General features: G+C 43.2%; 16 protein-coding genes. 6 read left to right on the top strand and 10 right to left on the bottom strand.

Annotation, left to right across the window (positions count from 1 at the left end):
* Positions 1-119 precede the first annotated feature (119 nt).
* Positions 120-797, top strand: coding sequence for an LOG family protein (locus AK822_RS12680; protein ID WP_045455284.1), 678 nt, complete (start codon positions 120-122; stop codon positions 795-797).
* Positions 798-917: 120 nt separating this feature from the next.
* On the opposite strand, the gene AK822_RS12675 is transcribed toward AK822_RS12680, so the two are convergent.
* Entirely contained in the window at positions 918-2534 is a 1617-nt protein-coding gene (locus tag AK822_RS12675) for an FAD-dependent oxidoreductase (RefSeq protein ID WP_060491893.1), read from the bottom strand.
* A gap of 548 nt (positions 2535-3082) precedes the next feature.
* Between AK822_RS12675 and AK822_RS12670 the strand changes: the two genes are divergently transcribed.
* Positions 3083-3517 (top strand): COG4315 family predicted lipoprotein, encoded by a 435-nt coding sequence (locus AK822_RS12670; RefSeq protein ID WP_045447953.1) that lies wholly within the window; start codon positions 3083-3085, stop codon positions 3515-3517.
* A 109-nt stretch (positions 3518-3626) separates the two neighbouring features.
* Here the strand turns inward: AK822_RS12670 and AK822_RS12665 are convergent, their stop codons facing one another.
* Both AK822_RS12665 and AK822_RS12660 read right to left on the bottom strand, forming a co-directional pair.
* The gene (locus AK822_RS12665) at positions 3627-4715 is read right to left on the bottom strand and encodes a peptidoglycan bridge formation glycyltransferase FemA/FemB family protein (RefSeq protein WP_060491892.1); all 1089 of its coding nucleotides are present in this window, start codon (positions 4713-4715) and stop codon (positions 3627-3629) included.
* Positions 4716-4944: 229 nt separating this feature from the next.
* Complete coding sequence (locus AK822_RS12660) at positions 4945-5568, bottom strand: YceI family protein (RefSeq protein WP_060491891.1); 624 nt, start codon at positions 5566-5568, stop codon at positions 4945-4947.
* Between the two features lie 466 nt (positions 5569-6034).
* Between AK822_RS12660 and AK822_RS12655 the strand changes: the two genes are divergently transcribed.
* Complete coding sequence (locus AK822_RS12655; RefSeq protein WP_011281173.1) at positions 6035-6316, top strand: type B 50S ribosomal protein L31; 282 nt, start codon at positions 6035-6037, stop codon at positions 6314-6316.
* A gap of 140 nt (positions 6317-6456) precedes the next feature.
* Here AK822_RS12655 and AK822_RS12650 read toward each other — a convergent pair whose 3' ends face one another.
* The 5 genes from AK822_RS12650 to AK822_RS12630 form a co-directional block, all read right to left on the bottom strand.
* Positions 6457-7305: an SGNH/GDSL hydrolase family protein gene (locus AK822_RS12650; protein ID WP_060491890.1), complete on the bottom strand. Its 849-nt coding sequence runs from the start codon at positions 7303-7305 to the stop codon at positions 6457-6459.
* A gap of 4 nt (positions 7306-7309) precedes the next feature.
* The gene (locus AK822_RS12645) at positions 7310-8707 is read right to left on the bottom strand and encodes a nicotinate phosphoribosyltransferase (RefSeq protein WP_060491889.1); all 1398 of its coding nucleotides are present in this window, start codon (positions 8705-8707) and stop codon (positions 7310-7312) included.
* A 132-nt stretch (positions 8708-8839) separates the two neighbouring features.
* Positions 8840-9889 (bottom strand): bifunctional nicotinamide-nucleotide adenylyltransferase/Nudix hydroxylase, encoded by a 1050-nt coding sequence (locus AK822_RS12640; protein WP_055125886.1) that lies wholly within the window; start codon positions 9887-9889, stop codon positions 8840-8842.
* Between the two features lie 177 nt (positions 9890-10066).
* Positions 10067-11026: an alpha/beta fold hydrolase gene (locus tag AK822_RS12635; protein WP_060491888.1), complete on the bottom strand. Its 960-nt coding sequence runs from the start codon at positions 11024-11026 to the stop codon at positions 10067-10069.
* A 177-nt stretch (positions 11027-11203) separates the two neighbouring features.
* Complete coding sequence (locus tag AK822_RS12630; RefSeq protein WP_060491887.1) at positions 11204-11551, bottom strand: carboxymuconolactone decarboxylase family protein; 348 nt, start codon at positions 11549-11551, stop codon at positions 11204-11206.
* Positions 11552-12052: 501 nt separating this feature from the next.
* Between AK822_RS12630 and nfuA the strand changes: the two genes are divergently transcribed.
* Together nfuA and AK822_RS12620 are read left to right on the top strand one after the other, a co-directional pair.
* On the top strand, positions 12053-12736 hold the full coding sequence (gene nfuA / locus AK822_RS12625; RefSeq protein WP_045455268.1) for a Fe-S biogenesis protein NfuA: 684 nt from the start codon (positions 12053-12055) through the stop codon (positions 12734-12736).
* 206 nt (positions 12737-12942) lie between these two features.
* A complete protein-coding gene (locus AK822_RS12620; RefSeq protein WP_060491886.1) occupies positions 12943-14265 on the top strand; it encodes an O-acetylhomoserine aminocarboxypropyltransferase/cysteine synthase family protein in 1323 nt (440 codons plus the stop codon).
* Positions 14266-14390: 125 nt separating this feature from the next.
* On the opposite strand, the gene AK822_RS12615 is transcribed toward AK822_RS12620, so the two are convergent.
* Positions 14391-15410 (bottom strand): adenosine kinase, encoded by a 1020-nt coding sequence (locus AK822_RS12615; protein WP_060491885.1) that lies wholly within the window; start codon positions 15408-15410, stop codon positions 14391-14393.
* A 54-nt stretch (positions 15411-15464) separates the two neighbouring features.
* The gene (rsmI, locus tag AK822_RS12610; protein WP_060491884.1) at positions 15465-16433 is read right to left on the bottom strand and encodes a 16S rRNA (cytidine(1402)-2'-O)-methyltransferase; all 969 of its coding nucleotides are present in this window, start codon (positions 16431-16433) and stop codon (positions 15465-15467) included.
* A gap of 135 nt (positions 16434-16568) precedes the next feature.
* On the opposite strand from rsmI, the gene AK822_RS12605 reads away from it, so the two are divergent.
* Positions 16569-17054 carry a YraN family protein gene (locus tag AK822_RS12605; protein ID WP_060491883.1) on the top strand — a complete coding sequence of 162 codons (486 nt, stop codon included), beginning with the start codon at positions 16569-16571 and terminating at the stop codon, positions 17052-17054.
* Positions 17055-17270: the final 216 nt, after the last annotated feature.

Below are 17270 nucleotides of genomic sequence, written 5' to 3'. Positions count from 1 at the left end.
AAGCAAGGCGTTCAATTGTGACTTTCAAGTTCTATGCTATTTATCTTGGGTGGTATTATCCATTAGGGTTTTAACGAGTATTTAACAAAAACAATCGATATAAAAATTAAGGAAGCTATATGCAAATGAAAATTAACAATGACACTTATGAAGTCATTACCAGTCAAGACATTACCAATATTGAAAAAGCAGTGGATAAATCAACGTTAACGATGCCGTTGGTAGCGGTTTATTGTGGTTCGCGTTTGGGCAATAATGAAGTCTATGAGCAGGCAGCCCGCGAGTTGGGTAGTGCGCTTGCCGACAATGGCATGGGTTTGGTCTACGGCGGCGCGAGCATCGGGCTGATGGGTGCCGTTGCAGATGAGGTGATTCAAGGTGGCGCGCAAGCAGTTGGTGTGATTCCAACCTTTATGCTCAAACACGAAATTGCTCATGAGCAGCTGACTCGCCTGCATTTAACCGATACCATGCACACCCGTAAAACCGTGATGGCGGAGTATGCCGATGCCTTTATTACCTTGCCGGGCGGGCTTGGTACTTTAGAGGAGATCATGGAAATCGCCACGTGGCGTCAGCTCTATCAACATGAAAAACCGATGATTATTTTGAATATCAATGGTTTCTATGATCGTATGATCGAGCACTTAAAATATACGGCTGACCAAGGTTTTATGAAGCAAGAAGACCTTGAACGTTTGGTGGTTTGTAACACGATTAACGAAGCTATTGAGCTATTAAAAACAGTCGTAAAAATAGACGACGCAGTCGATACTGAAAAAATGGCTGGTAATTAAGAGTACGTATTCTTATTTATAAATGCTTTTATCTGTAAATGCTTCATCTATAAAAAAGGAGAGAAGGGCTGATCGTTAGCCATTCTCTCCTTTTTTGTTCAATTTTTAATAAAACGCTTTTTATATCTCAGTAGCATTTGCATCATTAGCCGTGTTGGAATCCTTTAAAGTTGTCTCGCCAATACCGTGATTCACATCAGCCATTGCTAATGGAAAGCCTCGTTGCTCAGCCAGTGTACGCGCGACTTCATCAATCGCCTTGCTATCGTGTTTTGTCAAATACGCCCAATTATGAGCATAACGATTGCGGTTGGCTGGCGTGTCATGATCGATTAAGCCAAGTTCAGTCAATTCATCAACGATTTGATCGGCAGCAATCAAAGTTGAGGATGCTTTGACGTTTTCCGCACGAGCATAGCGAATATTAGAGTACAAGCTCACATCAGCTACTCGCAGCGTATCGTCCTCACCAGGAATTTGCTGCCCACCATATAGCGCGTTACCGACCGTACGTGCGCTATGGAAGGTTGGTACAAACTCCGCCACATAATCAATCGCTTGCTGACTACGCGCTTGTAACGGTGCTTTATCCCAGCCATCTTCGATGTAGTGCATATACTGCGGCGGCAGCTTAGGTTGGGCGCTGTCTTTGCTAGAGGCGACCAAGCCATCATCGAATAGCGTGATAAATTTGCTCATGCCATGTATTTGAAAATAACCACCGGGGTAAGGTGTGAGTTGTGCCATGCCTTCTGGTGTGCCGCGACTGCCATAAACGATAATCTCTGGTATCTGTCCGCCGGTATTATCCCAGTGGGTAATATAAGACGATTTAAACTCGACCATACGCGTGACTTTGACCCCGACCATATCGTCGATGACGCCAGTACGAAAACCGCAAGCATTGATTAAGTAATCCACTTCGATAGATTCGGTTGTATTTTTGGTCTCAGATTCGATTGTAAGCTGAGTTTCAGAGCTGGCAGCTCGCTGATAATCAATACGCCATTTAGTGACATGATGGTCAGCGTTTGAGCAATTTTCACAATCAACAGGCATGACTTGCTTAACCTGTGTATCGGTAAAGACGTGTGCATGCTCATAATCTGCTAAGGCCAATTGCGCAGAGGCTGCCAAGCGAAAAATATTCCAGCCGTACTCTTGCACGACAATCAGTGGAAACTTGACTTTATTTAAGTCCAAATACTTAGCTACTGGTATCATCCATTCATCAACCGACCGCGGTACAGTGACTTGTTCACGTTCTGACAGCGCAATGAGTTGCTCATGACTATAAAGCTGATAATAGTTTTCAGGTTCGCCCAACACTTTGTTATTAGCATCTTCGGCGATAAGCTTACGATACGCATCAGTCAAGATATCAAGACGTGGTAGCAAATCTTCTGGCAAGCCTTCATCGCGGGTTGGCACAGCAAATACTGTTGGGCGAACATCGATGGTATAAGGATAAAGGCGTAATATGTCGATACATTGTTTGAGGAGAGCCACACAATCTTCATCAGGAATCTCGCGGTATAGATTGCCGCCAGCATGCAAGTGACACATCGGTGGACCATCAATCAGCGATTTGTTTTTTTCAAATACATAAGTTTCAAGCCCCAATGCCGCAAGGCGAATAGCAATGGTTGCTCCTGCCGTACCACCACCAAGAATACCGACACGTTTGGCAGAGTGCGCTTGGTTTTTCACTGGGTTTTTAATGAAAGAGTGAGTCATTGTCGTTGTTATATCCTTAATAGCAGTTACAGCAGGTCATGCTCGGTGTATTTGTTAAATGTTCTATTCTAAAATCTTATTTTAAAAAATTTGTCCTAATGGATCTTGTTCTAAGCCGTTTATAACTATTGATATGCGTGCAAAGGACGTCAAGTTCAATATGCATATGAAGCCGCAAGGGTCATATTTGTCATTGTGTAGTAATTCTTAAGCTGTATAGGGTATTCTACGAAAAATGATAACCAATATGACGGCAAATACGTAAGTAGATAGGTGAGTTTTGTCAATGAATGGCTATGGCGCTTGATAGCAATGGCTATGGCGCTTGATAGCAATGGCTATGCCAGTTTACCCAATTTGCAAATACATAAGCTTTTGTAAATTTATATATGGATAGAAACGACTGCGCTGTTGCATATGCTATATTAAAACTGCTTGAAGTCAGCGATAGGTTTTTTTGCTGCTTAAATAGTCTGACGATGAGAAAAATCCAAATAGAAATTTATGATGACAATCATAATCACAATCAAAATGACAAGGAAGTTATTATGAAACGTATGCTTATATTATCGGCTCTCACTGGTGTTTTAACGCTTACTGGTTGTACTACGTTAAACAATGTATTCGGCAATGATGATTCTGGCATGCATGATGTACAAGCCACCAATAAAAATACCGCGCCAGTCGCGAGTAAAAACGGCATGTTAGTCGATGCAAGCAATCACATGACCTTATATACCTTTGACAAAGATGGGATGAACAAATCAGAGTGTGGTAGTGCCTGTCTAATTGCTTGGCCCGCATTTATGGCACCGAGTAATGCCAAAGCGTCAGGGCAGTTTGCAGCATTTCAACGCGAAGATGGCAAGTATCAATGGGCGGTAAATGGTAAACCGTTATATTTCTATGCCAATGATACAAAGGTGGGCGATAAAGATGGCGACAATAAACTGGGCGTTTGGCATATCGTCAAAACCAAGTAAAGTAAGCCCATTGTCTACCGAAATGAAAGACAATTAGCATCAAAAAAGCAGCCATTGTAATGGCTGCTTTTTTATTGGCTTGACTGATTAGAATCGTAAAATAACGCGATCAAATATCTGCCAAAGCTTCCGCTTGTTCAGTCTCCAAGATACTTTCTTTAGTAGGCTCTTTTCTATATAAAGGGAAAAAGTCAGAGCGTAAATCATTTTCGGTGAACCAGCTATCAGCGACTAATGCTTCGTATTTTGCTGGATTAACGACGAGTCTATAAGTTTTGAATAATAACTCTTGTGAGCTAAACCCTTTTTTATACTCGTATAAAGAATCTAGATTAGAGCCTACGCCGCCGCCAAGATGCAGTAATTTATAATGATTGGTTCGACCCCAATCACGAGCCACATGGGTAATGAGTTTGGAAGGTTGTAGATGGGTATAGGCGTTGAGCGTGCCTCCGAGATGGAACTGCATAATCCCCGATTCTTTGCAGATCGTGTAGATAGAGGAGCCAATGGCTTTATTATCCTGATAGGCAGTTATCAGTAGTATTCTGTCTTGCAAATTTTCGAGCAAATTAAAAAAGTAATCATCATCAAAGAAGTAGTACTGATCTGCCTTCACTTGCGCCATCGTTTCTTTGTAAATATTGGAAAACATCACTGCATTCTCTCTGGTTAAACGCTCAATTTTTGTCACGACATCCATTTTTAAGGCTTTTTTAATGCCTCTACGATGACGATTTTGAGTCTCACTCCAGTGCTCCTCTTCAGATTTACTCAAGTCAGACATCAATGTCAATCCATGAGTGAGTGCTTTGCCGACCGTTGGTAGCCATTCTTTATTGATGATTGGATGCAGTCGCATGAATAAAGACACACAGCCTTTTTCTAAGAGAAAGCCCCTTACTTCTGCCAATATTATGTCTAATTCGGCATCAGTGAGAGACTTATCCATGACAGGACCGCCGTAACCATAAGTAGAGGTGGCATCCCAATGCTCTGAGTCGATTTCTCTTATAATGAGAGGCAAAAAGATTTTTTTATTATTATAAGTGGCAATCACTCCTTGAGGAGTGCCTTTATCGACAATAGCTGACGCAGCAATCCAACCAGATAAGTGATAAATATCAAAGTGATAATCAGCGATGTTTTTATCCCAGTCTTTATTTATCTCGGCAAAGTCTACCTGTACTGTATCCATCTTTCTGCTCCCTCAGCGTTATGTTTTATATTCGTAAATCCGTATATATGAATATAACAATAAAAACTGAGGTTAACAAGCAAATGGAAGGTATTTATGCGATTTATTGAATATATATAAATGTCGAGTGAGTTGATTCATTATTGTCAAAAAAGCAGCCAATATGATGGCTGCTTTTTTTTAGAGTATGTAGAGGAAGTAGCGATTTGTGCTTGGCTAAAAATTAGACTTATTTAGATTTTTTGTTGGTTTGCGCTTTTTTCTCTATCAACTCACCATCGATTTGGATCGGGACATTGGTGGTAATGCCATCTGCGAAAGCTGTCATACCATAGGCTGCGCGATTAATATTACCCGTTGCACGGAAGCCAATAACTGGCTCTTTGGTAAGAGGGCTGTTGGCGATTTTATTCAAAGTCACATCCAAAGTTAATGGTTTGGTTTGACCCAGCATAGTAAAGTCACCTGTGACCTTGGCTTGTTGCGGATTTATAAATTTTACGCTGGTTGATTTAAAGGTCATGGTTGGATATTTAGTGACGTTAAAAAATTCAGCCTTTTTTAAATGCTCATCACGTGCATCCCAATTGGTGTCAATGCTATCGGTTGCAATGGTGAAGCTCATATTGGTTTTACTGGGTGCTTTGACGTCGTAATTAACGACCCCTTTGACGTCGTTAAAATGACCCATGGTGGTCGAAAATCCTAAGTGATTGACAGAAAACCCCACACGGGTGTGCGAGTCGTCTAATTGCCATTGATTAGGTAATGCCGCACCTACAACAGTAGTGAGTGCCAGTGCTGAGCTGATAAGCAGGGCTTTTGCGCTATTCTTCATAACAGTATTTATCATTATATTGTCCTTATTGAGTGTTTATAAATAGTGGGTGCTCGATTAATGAGGCGACATCAGACGGTATTCATCATCATTAACAAATGATTAATATCAAAAATAATTATTAACTAAATCTAAACTTAAATTATTTATTGATTGTTTAAACTAATTTAATACTACACTAACACAGCGTATGCCTCTCAACAAAATAGAGATTTTGGTGACAACTTATCACATATATCACTCACAACTGCTGCTTGCGTCTAGCGGTAAAAACCGTTAAAATCGCGTTTTGATTTTCCCGCTGGGGAAAGGCTAAGTGAGCAGAGGAATGGTGTTGGGTGCTGGAATAAGCCAGTGACGCAGCTGCCATACTTATCAATGTCCCTTAGTGCCTCAGTTACGTATGTCATGACTTGTTTGACACCTCGTCTAAGATGGTGTTCAAGAGTGCTATACATACATCGGACATAGAGAGTTTATTATGCGTAAAGATATCCATCCTAATTACCAAGAAGTTTTATTCCATGACACTAACGCTGACGTGTTTTTCTTAACTCGTTCAACCGTTAAAACCAAAACCACTCGTGAATACGAAGGGTCAGAATATCCATACTACCCGCTTGATATCTCAAGTGCGTCGCATCCATTCTATACTGGCGAACAACGCAAAACTTCTACTGAAGGCCGTGTTGCTAGCTTCAACAAACGCTTTGGTGCATTTGGTGGCCGTAAGAAAGCTGCTGATACTGACGCTGCAGAATAATTCACACGTATTGCGTGATATTATTTTGAGCATGTGTTTTCTCAAACATGCACAGCTATAGTATTAAGAACATAAAAAAACCGCTGACTATTCAGCGGTTTTTTTTGTTTAGATTTTTAGAAGTAACGGCTCAATGGTTTTTAATCAGTCAACTCAGCATCGGAAAGGGAAGGGTTCAGTAACTGTATAATCAACTCTGACAATTGCTGCGCCCAATAGCCATACATGAGGCTGCTAGGATGAAAACCGTCACTGGCAAACATCACTTTGATATCGATTGGAGTACCGTTCGAATGCTCTGCTATCATTCGTGGAAAGTCAGTGGCCATGTAGGTGACACTATCATGAGCGGCGCAAACTTGCTGCAATGTCTTATCAAGGATAGAGGCTTTAGCACCCACAAAGTTACTTAGCGGGGCAGGTATCGCAGGCATTTGTGCCATCGGCGGCAGGCTTAAAAAAATCAACTCTCGCACGCCAAATTTACGCTGAGCGATAGCGATAATACTTTCAATTTGCTGTTGCCATTTATCCACAGAGACTTTAGATGTGGTGTCGTTAACGCCGACACTCAGCACCATCACATCAACAGGCTGGCTAGGCGCGGGTAGAACATAAAGCCTACGCAAGATATCAAAGCTGGTATGCCCCGTCGTCGCTTGCAATGACCAGTTCAGTATATCAAACTGATTTTGGATAGCAGACTGCTGCGTCAAAACAGGAATTAAGTTACCGACAAGCGCTTCTTGCTGCGTCTCACTACCGACGCCAGCCGCCGCCGAATCGCCAACGACCATTAGATTTAATGTTCGCTTGTGCGCATCTCTTGGCGACTCAATCGCGTCATTTAATTGAACTTGCCCGTGCCTTTCACCATTTGGCTCAGGTAGACGTACCGTATCACGCTTAATTTTGCGCCCTTGATAAAGATAAATAGGAGCAAGCAGTACATCTCTTGCCACCGAGGCGATTTTATTGCTATTTATCATATTGCTACCATCCTGCACGCTCCCGAATAGTGGTGAGATTGTCTTCAATTAATAATTTACCATCGACATAAATATCACGCAGTAGGTTATCTGCGTCTGCAGATAGGTCTTCAGCCTTGATGGTTTTTAGCTGTCCATTGCTGTTTTTGACCAGCGCCAAACGTCCCTTCTTTGAGCGTTTAGAGCGGCTGGTAATCGGGTCTTTATAGATGTCTGTCCATGTGCCATCGATAGAGATAGCGCTGGCTTTCATCGCCCAGCTCATGGTGTCGCGGTTGACTTGTTGTAATAGACCACCGCCCATACCAAATGTTACATTCTCTGCGCTAAAGCCTGCTTTCATGATCACCTCAATGATCTTAGTTAAGCTTTGTGGGCTAATGCCATCTCCTTGGATGACACGTACATAATCAGGCAGCACTTTATAGCCTTTACTATTAATCGTTGTTCCAAATTTTACTGCCAAGCGCTCTAAGGCTTCGCGAACCACTTTGGCAGGCTCACCACTATCGGGTCGGATGACTAAGGTGCCGCCCATATTTTTTACATCATCTTTTAAGCTGCCGCCCCAAATATTATCAATGGCGTTCCATAAGTCGTAGCTGTCAGAGACCACTGAAAAACTCTTACCAGCGCCGCCAAACTGCTCAATCATATTGGCAAAAGCAGCGGTTTCGCCATCACGACCCCACGCGGTCATGGTGCTATGCTCAGCGGCAGGAATAGAAAACGCGGGCATGTCTTTATCCATGTGGTACCAGCGGCTGGCAGCCACCAACGCTGTCATCGAATCGGTTCCAGCAAAGTTCACTAAATGCGCTAAGCTGCCGAGCGCGACAGACTCTTGACTAGATGCCCCGCGCGAGCCGAAATCGTGCAAACGAAAAGTGAGCGATTCGGTATTGTCCGCAGATTTTTCTAACGCTTGACGAATAATACCTTTGCAATAATGCGAGACACTAGCGACGGTTGATGGATACCAGATGGCACGAAGCAAGGCAGTCTCAATATAGCTTGGTAGCCAATAAAACTCAGGATCAGTGTTGATAACTTGGCAGACGACGTTGGATACGGGTACGATGCTGCCTTCAGGGATGGCTTCGATGCGTAGTGGCATGTAGCCACCATGTTTATCAACCAAACGCTCCCAACCAGCACGGTTAAAGGTCAAACCATGTGCTTGAATGACCATTTCGGCTTCATCAATGTCTTGATGAGTGATTGGCGTGCTTAGATATTCTTTAATAAAGGCTTGCAAGCCAAAGAACACCACATCGTAGTCACCTTTACGCGCCTCAATGTAGCTGGACAGATACTCACTATCTTTTGGGTATTGCACCCAATGTGAGGTTTTGTAGCTGTCACTATTTAGAATTAAATTATTTAAATTGCTGGTATACATCACAGAACTCCTCTGCTTTGAGTTGCCGTAGCTGCGTTAATGAAAGAACAGTTACGGCGGTTAGCCCTTGCTGTCTATCAGCTTGGGCGTGGAAAATTGTTAATGAAAAATCGGATAATCGTCTGATAAAACCTACAAACCAACCATTTTAGTAATGATCGCATAATGGTCTTCAAACATCATGGTGGCGTCAAGCTCAGCGAGTGGTAGCCAAAAAGCCGTGGCTGCATCGTCGCCGCCTTTCACTTTTGGCAAGCCTTTTGGGTCATTTTTAAGTTGAAAATAAAAGGCTTGGGTAATCGTGCGACCACGTGCTGAGCGATATGGGTCATCAAAGGTATGCTGACTATGACAAGAGCCGCGCAATACTGGCTCAGGGACTTTTAGGCGAGTCTCCTCACGTAGCTCACGGATACAGGCATCGAATAAGGTCTCTTTTGGATTTAAAAATCCACCTGGTAATGCCCACAGTCCGCGCCCTGGCATGCTGCGGCGCTCAACCAATAGAATATGTCCTGACTGGACAATCAGGGCATCTGCTGTCATAAAGGTTGGTGGATAAGGCGCTGATTCCCACTGTCTTTTATATTTATCAATAAAGTCCGCTTCTTCGTGCAGATTTTGATATTCGTCTGTCTTTTTGAAATCATTCAGAACCTTGCGCGTCGACTCAGGCGTGCGTTCAGGAGTCGGGGTCGCACCCATTAGATAGCTATCACGAATTGGGGTGGCGGATAGGTTGTGATAGCTCGGTACAGAGACGGACGCCCAGTTGGGGAATAGCGATAAATAATATGAGGAGCTGTCTTTGGAATGACCAATCAAGCCGATATCAGTTTGCAAATCACCAGTGACAGACTTCACGCCTGCTTGCACGTACTGTAGCCAGCGCGTGTCATTGTAGAGTGCATCATCTAGAGCAACGCAGTGAATACGCGCTGCTTCTGCTGCTGAATACGCGCCTTTAATCATGGCAGCACGCTCAGCGACACTAAAGGGATTGCGTAAACTACGCGGTAAGTTAGCAGAGCCAATCAACATAATGACATTATCAGCACGCTTTAATGCTTCGTCAATGACCGCCTTATGTCCACGATGGAAGGGCTGGAAACGCCCGATAAAAACCAAATAACGATAGTGTTTATTGTCTTTAGCTGAACTTTGCTCTGATGATTCGCTCATATACGCCACTTTCCTACTACGGATATTTCATTGGTTAAAATTTATTGAGTAAAAAGTAATGACGCCAATACTGACACAGCCTATCACTCGCTGACAAGTATAAAGATGTTTAGAGGTGTGCGGTTTCTGATTATAGTCCGTACCATGCTGTAGTTAGGCTACAACCGCACCGCTATTTTAACGGGCATGCTGCTCAATCCACGCGGTAACTGTTGGCCAAATTTCGTGGGCGGCGTTACGACTAATCATAATGCGGCTGTGCGTATAATCGTCCAAATCCCCATGGCTGAGCGAGTATTCTCGAAAGATATTGGCAGGGTTTTTAAAGGGTTCAAAAAACAGCTGACAACCACGAGTAGGGGAGATGAAATTGTCGCCTTTTGCGCTGATAGCATAGATAGGTATCGTGATTTTTGGCATCTGTTGCCGGTAGTCTAAAGATGCATCATCAGCGGCGCATGTATCCATGCTGGCTGTATTAAATGTACGTTGCTTAAGAAAACTGCTGTTAAAGTTTTTTTGTAGATTCCAGTCGTACCACTGGTTCATCATATGATAGCTTTCATTAAAAGGCCCTAGCTTGATTTTTTTAGCAGGGATATAGCCAACCAGCCGCGTGAATAATTTTGCTACAAGAATTTTAGTATGATTTATCGGATTTATTGCAGCGCCATAAGCTTGGCAGGCAAACATGCTGGCGCTATTAATCTTATCGATATAGCAGGGATGCTGGATCAAAAACATCGTTAAACCAACTCCGCCGCCGCTATGGGTGACGCAATGTAGATTGTCGAGTTTTAATTCCTCAAAAAGGTAGCGAAAAGTCGCTTCATAGTCATAGGTTGCAACCGTTTCGAAATTGAATTTTTCTTTGGGTATTGAGCTTGCACCATGACCGCGCCATTCCATGATGTAGCAATGATGACCGAGGCGGGCTAGATATTCAGCGATTTTCAAACAGGTTTGTTTGTCCGAAAACGTGCCGTGCGTCAAAAATATGTTTTGCGATTTTATGGCAAAGGTATTGGTGGTAGGGGTATCGCTCTTTGTTTCGTCTTTTGTATTATCCACAATCTTCCAAACGGCTACTTGTTCGTCGTCTTTGGTCGTTACTAGATTCAGTGTTTGTGTCATCATACAAGTATTCTCTTAAGCTGAGGATATTCTAAGCAAAATATCAATGAAGCGATGGCTCAGTTATACCACAACTTATTTGGCTCTGATATGAACTTTATTAGCAACACAAAAAAGCTACCAGCAATGTATTCAATCACTGGTAGCTCTATTTACGATAAAGCCAATCAACATTAGAGTCTAACTTTCTTTACTAAACTCGTTAAAGGAGGCGATTGCTTCAGCGGCATACATCATCGACGGACCACCACCCATTGCCACACATACCCCAAGCGTTTCAGCCACTTCTTGCTCAGTTGCCCCAAGTCGTACGAGTGCTTTGGTATGGAATCCGATACAAGCATCACAACGCGCACCCACCGCCAATGCCAAGGCAATCAACTCTTTGGTTTTTTTGTCCAACACACCATCAGTCGTTGCTGCGGCACTCAGTTGAGAAAATGCCTTAGATGTTTCAGGAATAATTTTGTGTAATTTAACCATGTTGCTAGAGACGTGTTTCGTGATGTCATTAAAGGATTTACTCATGGAATGCTCCTAATAAGGCAAGATAAAGAGACAACAATTATAAAAAGCAATATTCATTTCTGAAGTGTTAAAAATTATTATGTTTAATTATAGTATATAAAATTGAATATTAAATCAAGGTGCTATCTTGGTTAGGTATTTAAATAGCTTGATAATCACGGTAGCTGTCTTTATATAGTAGGGGATATATCAATCATTAAAAAAGCGCTATTTGTCGTCTCTATTTCGTCATTGTTAATAAAGCATTAATAAAACCGATAGCAGTCATTTGTGAGCATTTTGGTTTAATTCACAGTAGCGCAGTCGGAATTGTCGGCTGAGTACGTTATAATAGCTGCTATAAATTGAGCAAAATGTTATAACAACGGCAGTCAACACTTTAAGACAACAGACCGTAATGATTGATAACCCGCATAACTTATACCCGCTACCTAATTTTAAATTCACGACACAGTAGCCATGACAGATATAGCGTTTGTGTCATAACGTATAGGACATATTATGAGTGAGCACAACCAAGCTGAGAGCCAACTAGATCAGTCAGCAGACTATGAATCAGCGCTAGATACTGAGCAAACTGTAGCAAAGAGCAATATTACTATTACTGAGTCAGCCCAAAGCTACTTAGCAGATTTGTTATCCAAGCAGGATACCGATGGTATCGGCGTGCGTATTTTCGTTGAGCATCCAGGTACGCCGCGTGCAGAGTGCTGTATGGCTTATAACCAACCGGGCGAAGAGGATAGCGCTGACCTGCGTTTTACGTATGACAGTTTTTCTGCCTTTATCGAAGCGGCGTCTGTTCCTTATTTAGAAGATGCGGTGATTGATTATAATAAAGACCGTTTTGGTGGTCAGCTGACCTTCCGCGCGCCAAATTCTAAAGTGCCTAAAGTGGGTGCGGATGCCAGTGTCGAAGAGCGTATCAACTACGTATTGCAGTCAGAGATTAATCCCGGCTTAGCGGCGCATGGTGGCGACGTACAATTGCTTGAACTGATTGATGAAGAAGGCGTTGGGCTGACTGCGGTATTGAAGTTTGGTGGTGGTTGCCAAGGCTGTTCAGCCGTTGACATGACCTTACGTCAAGGCGTTGAAGTGCAGCTGAAACAACAAATTCCAGAGCTGACCCAAGTGATTGACGAGACCGATCATACCCGTACCGAAAACGCTTACTATAAATAGAAATCTCAGTAAAAGCCAAAGCGTTAAGTAATGTCTGAAGAGTTATTTTAATTAAAAAGCTAAGTTTTGATGAACTTGGCTTTTTTTATTGCTATGATTTGGTGGATTGTTTTTTATCTGAATTTTCAGTGACATATTGTTGATTAATAATTTGTTGATTAGTCATTTATTGATTAATAACTTTTATCGAAATAAAGGAATATATGATGAGTGATGAACAAGCAGCCCAGCAAACAGCCCAAAAATCAGCGACTCCTCAACGTCTTGAGACCTTAGCTATTCATGCTGGTTATAGCGTTGAGCCAACGACCAAAGCGGTCGCAGTGCCTATTTATCACACCAGCTCGTATGCTTTTGATAATACTCAGCATGGTGCTGATTTGTTTGATCTAAAAGTTGCAGGCAATATCTATACCCGTATTATGAACCCGACCAATGCCGTGTTGGAGGAACGTGTCGCGGCGCTCGAAGGCGGTATCGGTGCCCTTGCAGTAGCATCTGGCATGGCAGCCATCACTTATGCGATTCAAACCATCTGTGAAGCGGGCGATAATATCGTTGCTGTGTCGACCTTGTATGGTGGTACTTATAATTTATTTGCCCACGCATTGCCGCGTCAAGGTATCGAAGTCCGCTTCTTTGACCACAAAAACCCTGAGGCGATTCGTGATTTGATTGATGATAAGACTAAGATGGTCTTTGCTGAAAGTATCGGTAATCCATTGGGTAACATCGTAGATATTCAAGCGCTGAGTGATATCGCTCACGAATATGGCGTGCCAGTCGTGATTGATAGTACGGTTGCAACGCCTGCGCTATGCCGTCCTTTTGAGTTTGGTGCGGATATTGTCATTCATTCGTTGACCAAGTATATGAGTGGTACGGGAACCTCGATTGGTGGGGCGATTGTCGATAGTGGTAAATTCGCATGGGGCGACTATCCTGAGCGTTTCCCGTTATTGAACACGCCAGATCATAGTTATCACGGTGTGAACTTTGTCAAAGACGTGGGCGCAGCAGCCTTTATCGCTCGTGCTCGTGTGGCACCGCTGCGTAATACTGGCGCGGCACTTAGCCCGCTCAATGCTTTTGGTATTTTGCAGGGCATGGAGACATTGAGTCTACGTATGGAGCGTCATGTGCAAAACGCCCAAGCCGTTGCTGAATATCTACGTGACCATGATAAAGTTGCTTGGGTGAAATATGCAGGTTTGCCAGATCATCCTGAGCATGAGCTTGCCAAAAAATATATGAAAGGCACGCCTTCTGCTATTTTGACCTTTGGTGTTAAAGGTGGTTTGGAAGCTGGCGCTCGCTTTATCGATGCGCTGCAATTGATTACTCGTTTGGTCAATATCGGTGATGCCAAATCACTAGCCTGTCATCCAGCGACGACCACGCATCGCCAGCTCAATGAGCAAGAGCTCGAAAATGCAGGTGTAAGCACTGATATGGTACGTCTATCAATTGGTATCGAGCACATCGAAGATATCAAAGCGGATCTTGCGCAAGCATTAGCCTCGGCTTAGTATTAAACGCTTTCTATTGAACTGAGCAATGTGAATTGAATAACTTGTCTCATGATTAATAATAAAAAAGCCCATATCAATCGATATGGGCTTTTTTATTATCGGCAATGACAGATTTTTATAAGTTAAGCAGATAGTACACGCTTTGCAATATCTCTATAATCTTGTGAGGCTAATCGTGGTCCAAACTGTTGAATCACCTGCGCCGCCACTTCGCTGGCAAGACGACCACATTCAGGCAAGCTATAGTGCTGCGACAACGCGTATAAAAATGCTCCTGCGTAATTATCACCGGCACCGTTGGTATCAATGACATTAGTAACGACTGGTGTAGCAACTTCATAAATCTCAATCTCTGATGTGTCATCAGCTTTATGGGCGATCGTTGCACCATTGGCACCATCAGTGACGACTGCCGTCTGGCAATACTCAAGCAATGCGCGTGCGGCTGCCTTGACTTGTTTTTTGTCCGTAAAGAGCTTGGCTTCCTCACTATTACAGAATATCACTGCTACTTTATTGCCCAGCATATTGAGTAAACCGTCTTTGGCAAACTTCACCACGGCAGGATCAGCAAAACTTACGGCAATTTTTGCAGAATGAATCCCTGCTTGGTGACGCAACTGAGTCATGGCAGGCTGAATACTCTCAGTCATGGCTAAGTAGCCTTCTATATATAGCCAGTCAGCTTGTGTCAGCGCATCAAAATCGACATTTTCTGCGGTGATTTCGCTTGAAGTACCAAGATAAGTTTGCATGGTGCGCTCGCCATCTTCGGTGACTGCGACCACACATGAACCCGTTACTCCGCCTGCATGGATAGATTTCTCTGAAGTTGCAACACCTGCTTCATGTAAGTCTTTTAAGTAAAACTTGCCTTGTTGATCGTCACCGACGCGGCAGGCATAAAATGGCTTGCCGCCTAAACTGGCAAAGGTATACATCGTATTGGCCGCTGAGCCACCACCAGCCTGCTTTGATGGTGCAATTTCTGCCAGTTTAAAATACGCCAACAATTGCTGTTGCTCGTCGATACCTGCCAGCGTCATATTGCCTTTGGTCAAATCAGTCTCTTCTAGCGCCGCATCTGACAATACATATTCATGGTCAACCAATGCGTTGCCTATCGCCATTACATTGTACATTGCTCACTTCTCCTCAATAGTTTTATAACTGTCTGTAATATTAATATCCAAAAATTATTCAGCTTGTAGCTCAAGTAAGCGCTGATATAGCGCATTCTTTTTGACGCCAGTGATATCAGCGCCCAATGCAGCGGCTTTTTTAACCGATAAGTCCTCAAGCAAGCGCTGCAATAATTTATCATGAATACTGATGTCATCCGCATCCTGCGCCACATTCACGCCAGCGACGACCACGACTATCTCACCGCGCTGTTGATTGTCATCAGCTTTGACAAATTCCACCAAATCCCCAAGAGTGCTTTTATGGACAGTCTCAAAAGTTTTGGTCAATTCACGGCAAAAAGTGACTTCACGATCTGCGCCAAATATAGTCGCCATGTCTTCTAAACTGGCGATAATACGGTGCGGTGCTTCATAAAATATCAGCGTTTCGGTACGTGAGTTTAATGCTGCTAATTGCTTTTGGCGACCGTGGGTTTTGGCGGGTAAAAACCCAATAAAGCTAAAGCGGTCTGAGGGCAATCCTGCGACTGACAGTGCAGCAATGGCAGCAGAGGCACCAATGATAGGAGAGACTCTAACGCCTGCGGCATGAGCGGCCTGTACCAGTTGATAACCTGGATCACTGATGAGTGGCGTACCGGCATCACTAATCAAAGCAACCGAATGACCTTGCCCGATCATCTCGATAATTTTGGGTGTTTGAATGGCACTATTGTGCTCATGGTATGCCCAAAGCTTGTTATGACCTTTTTGCTTGGTCGCGGTATCAGCGTCTGTCACGTTATTATCGGTATTATTTTTAGTGTTAGGAGCTTCTGACTCTTTTTCGTCGTCGGCTTTACTGCCTTTGGTATCAATGCCAAAATGCGACAATAGCTTACCTGAAGTACGGGTGTCTTCACAGGCAATGATGGCGACTTGCTTTAAAACATCAATGGCATGCGGCGTCATATCGCTCATATTGCCAATCGGCGTGGCAACGATATATAGACAAGCTGGCATCGCGGTAGGGCTGGACATGAAAACCTCGGAGTATTAAAAGCGGGAATTAAAATATAATGTGGCGCGTTGACTGACAAAACTGGTTAAAAATAGAACTTAAGCAAAGCATAAAACACCATACCAGTATCTGCACGCGAAAGTGGCTAGTTTAGCATGATGTGCTATGATAATTCTGAAATGTTAACCAGACCTATCGACCTTATGTGCAGTCATAAACCTTTGAGCCTCACTTCACCAAAGCAGCGCCAAGGCAGTCTGTTCGAGCAGCAGGCGTGTGAGTTTTTACAATCGCAAGGATTGATTTTGATTGCCCAAAATTGGCAGCAGCCCAAAGTGGGTGAGCTGGATTTAATTATGCTGGAGACGGGTTCAGCATGGTCGACACTGGTATTCATCGAAGTGCGTCAACGGCAGCGTTCAGGTTTTGGTGGTGCTGCACTGAGCGTGACGGCAAGCAAACAACGTAAAGTGATTAAAACGGCGCAATATTTTTTGCAACAGCATCCTGAGTATGAGGATTATGACTGCCGGTTCGATGTCATCGCTTATGATACGGTAGGTAATCATATTAAGACCAGTGGTCAAAACATAGAAAATCAACCACAATGGCTCAGAGGTGCTTTTATAGCAGATACGTGATATTAGGATGCAAAAGCTACCCAACTAGAAGGTAGTAAGTACTTATCATCTAGTGAGCGTTACCAAAAACCTAACCGCTGATAGTAAAAATTGAGTAAAGTAGCTAAGTTGTTATTAACTGAATTAACAATTGTCAAAACAAACGTTACTAGATTAAAACTGGCTCAATCAATTGACTTTATACGATCGTCACACTCATGTTCTAAGAGGTAAATC

Origin of the sequence: Psychrobacter sp. P11F6 (assembly GCF_001435295.1) — a bacterium.
Classification (GTDB): Bacteria; Pseudomonadota; Gammaproteobacteria; order Pseudomonadales; family Moraxellaceae; genus Psychrobacter.
This window is presented reverse-complemented; position numbering and strand designations above follow the sequence as displayed.

What these genes read in the sequence shown, in the direction of transcription:
- AK822_RS12680 (WP_045455284.1), top strand. Translation starts at nt 120, where the DNA reads ATGCAAATGAAAATTAACAATGACACTTATGAAGTCATTACCAGTCAA.
- AK822_RS12675 (WP_060491893.1), bottom strand. Translation starts at nt 2,534, where the DNA reads ATGACTCACTCTTTCATTAAAAACCCAGTGAAAAACCAAGCGCACTCT.
- AK822_RS12670 (WP_045447953.1), top strand. Translation starts at nt 3,083, where the DNA reads ATGAAACGTATGCTTATATTATCGGCTCTCACTGGTGTTTTAACGCTT.
- AK822_RS12665 (WP_060491892.1), bottom strand. Translation starts at nt 4,715, where the DNA reads ATGGATACAGTACAGGTAGACTTTGCCGAGATAAATAAAGACTGGGAT.
- AK822_RS12660 (WP_060491891.1), bottom strand. Translation starts at nt 5,568, where the DNA reads ATGATAAATACTGTTATGAAGAATAGCGCAAAAGCCCTGCTTATCAGC.
- AK822_RS12655 (WP_011281173.1), top strand. Translation starts at nt 6,035, where the DNA reads ATGCGTAAAGATATCCATCCTAATTACCAAGAAGTTTTATTCCATGAC.
- AK822_RS12650 (WP_060491890.1), bottom strand. Translation starts at nt 7,305, where the DNA reads ATGATAAATAGCAATAAAATCGCCTCGGTGGCAAGAGATGTACTGCTT.
- AK822_RS12645 (WP_060491889.1), bottom strand. Translation starts at nt 8,707, where the DNA reads ATGTATACCAGCAATTTAAATAATTTAATTCTAAATAGTGACAGCTAC.
- AK822_RS12640 (WP_055125886.1), bottom strand. Translation starts at nt 9,889, where the DNA reads ATGAGCGAATCATCAGAGCAAAGTTCAGCTAAAGACAATAAACACTAT.
- AK822_RS12635 (WP_060491888.1), bottom strand. Translation starts at nt 11,026, where the DNA reads ATGATGACACAAACACTGAATCTAGTAACGACCAAAGACGACGAACAA.
- AK822_RS12630 (WP_060491887.1), bottom strand. Translation starts at nt 11,551, where the DNA reads ATGAGTAAATCCTTTAATGACATCACGAAACACGTCTCTAGCAACATG.
- nfuA (WP_045455268.1), top strand. Translation starts at nt 12,053, where the DNA reads ATGAGTGAGCACAACCAAGCTGAGAGCCAACTAGATCAGTCAGCAGAC.
- AK822_RS12620 (WP_060491886.1), top strand. Translation starts at nt 12,943, where the DNA reads ATGAGTGATGAACAAGCAGCCCAGCAAACAGCCCAAAAATCAGCGACT.
- AK822_RS12615 (WP_060491885.1), bottom strand. Translation starts at nt 15,410, where the DNA reads ATGTACAATGTAATGGCGATAGGCAACGCATTGGTTGACCATGAATAT.
- rsmI (WP_060491884.1), bottom strand. Translation starts at nt 16,433, where the DNA reads ATGTCCAGCCCTACCGCGATGCCAGCTTGTCTATATATCGTTGCCACG.
- AK822_RS12605 (WP_060491883.1), top strand. Translation starts at nt 16,569, where the DNA reads ATGATGTGCTATGATAATTCTGAAATGTTAACCAGACCTATCGACCTT.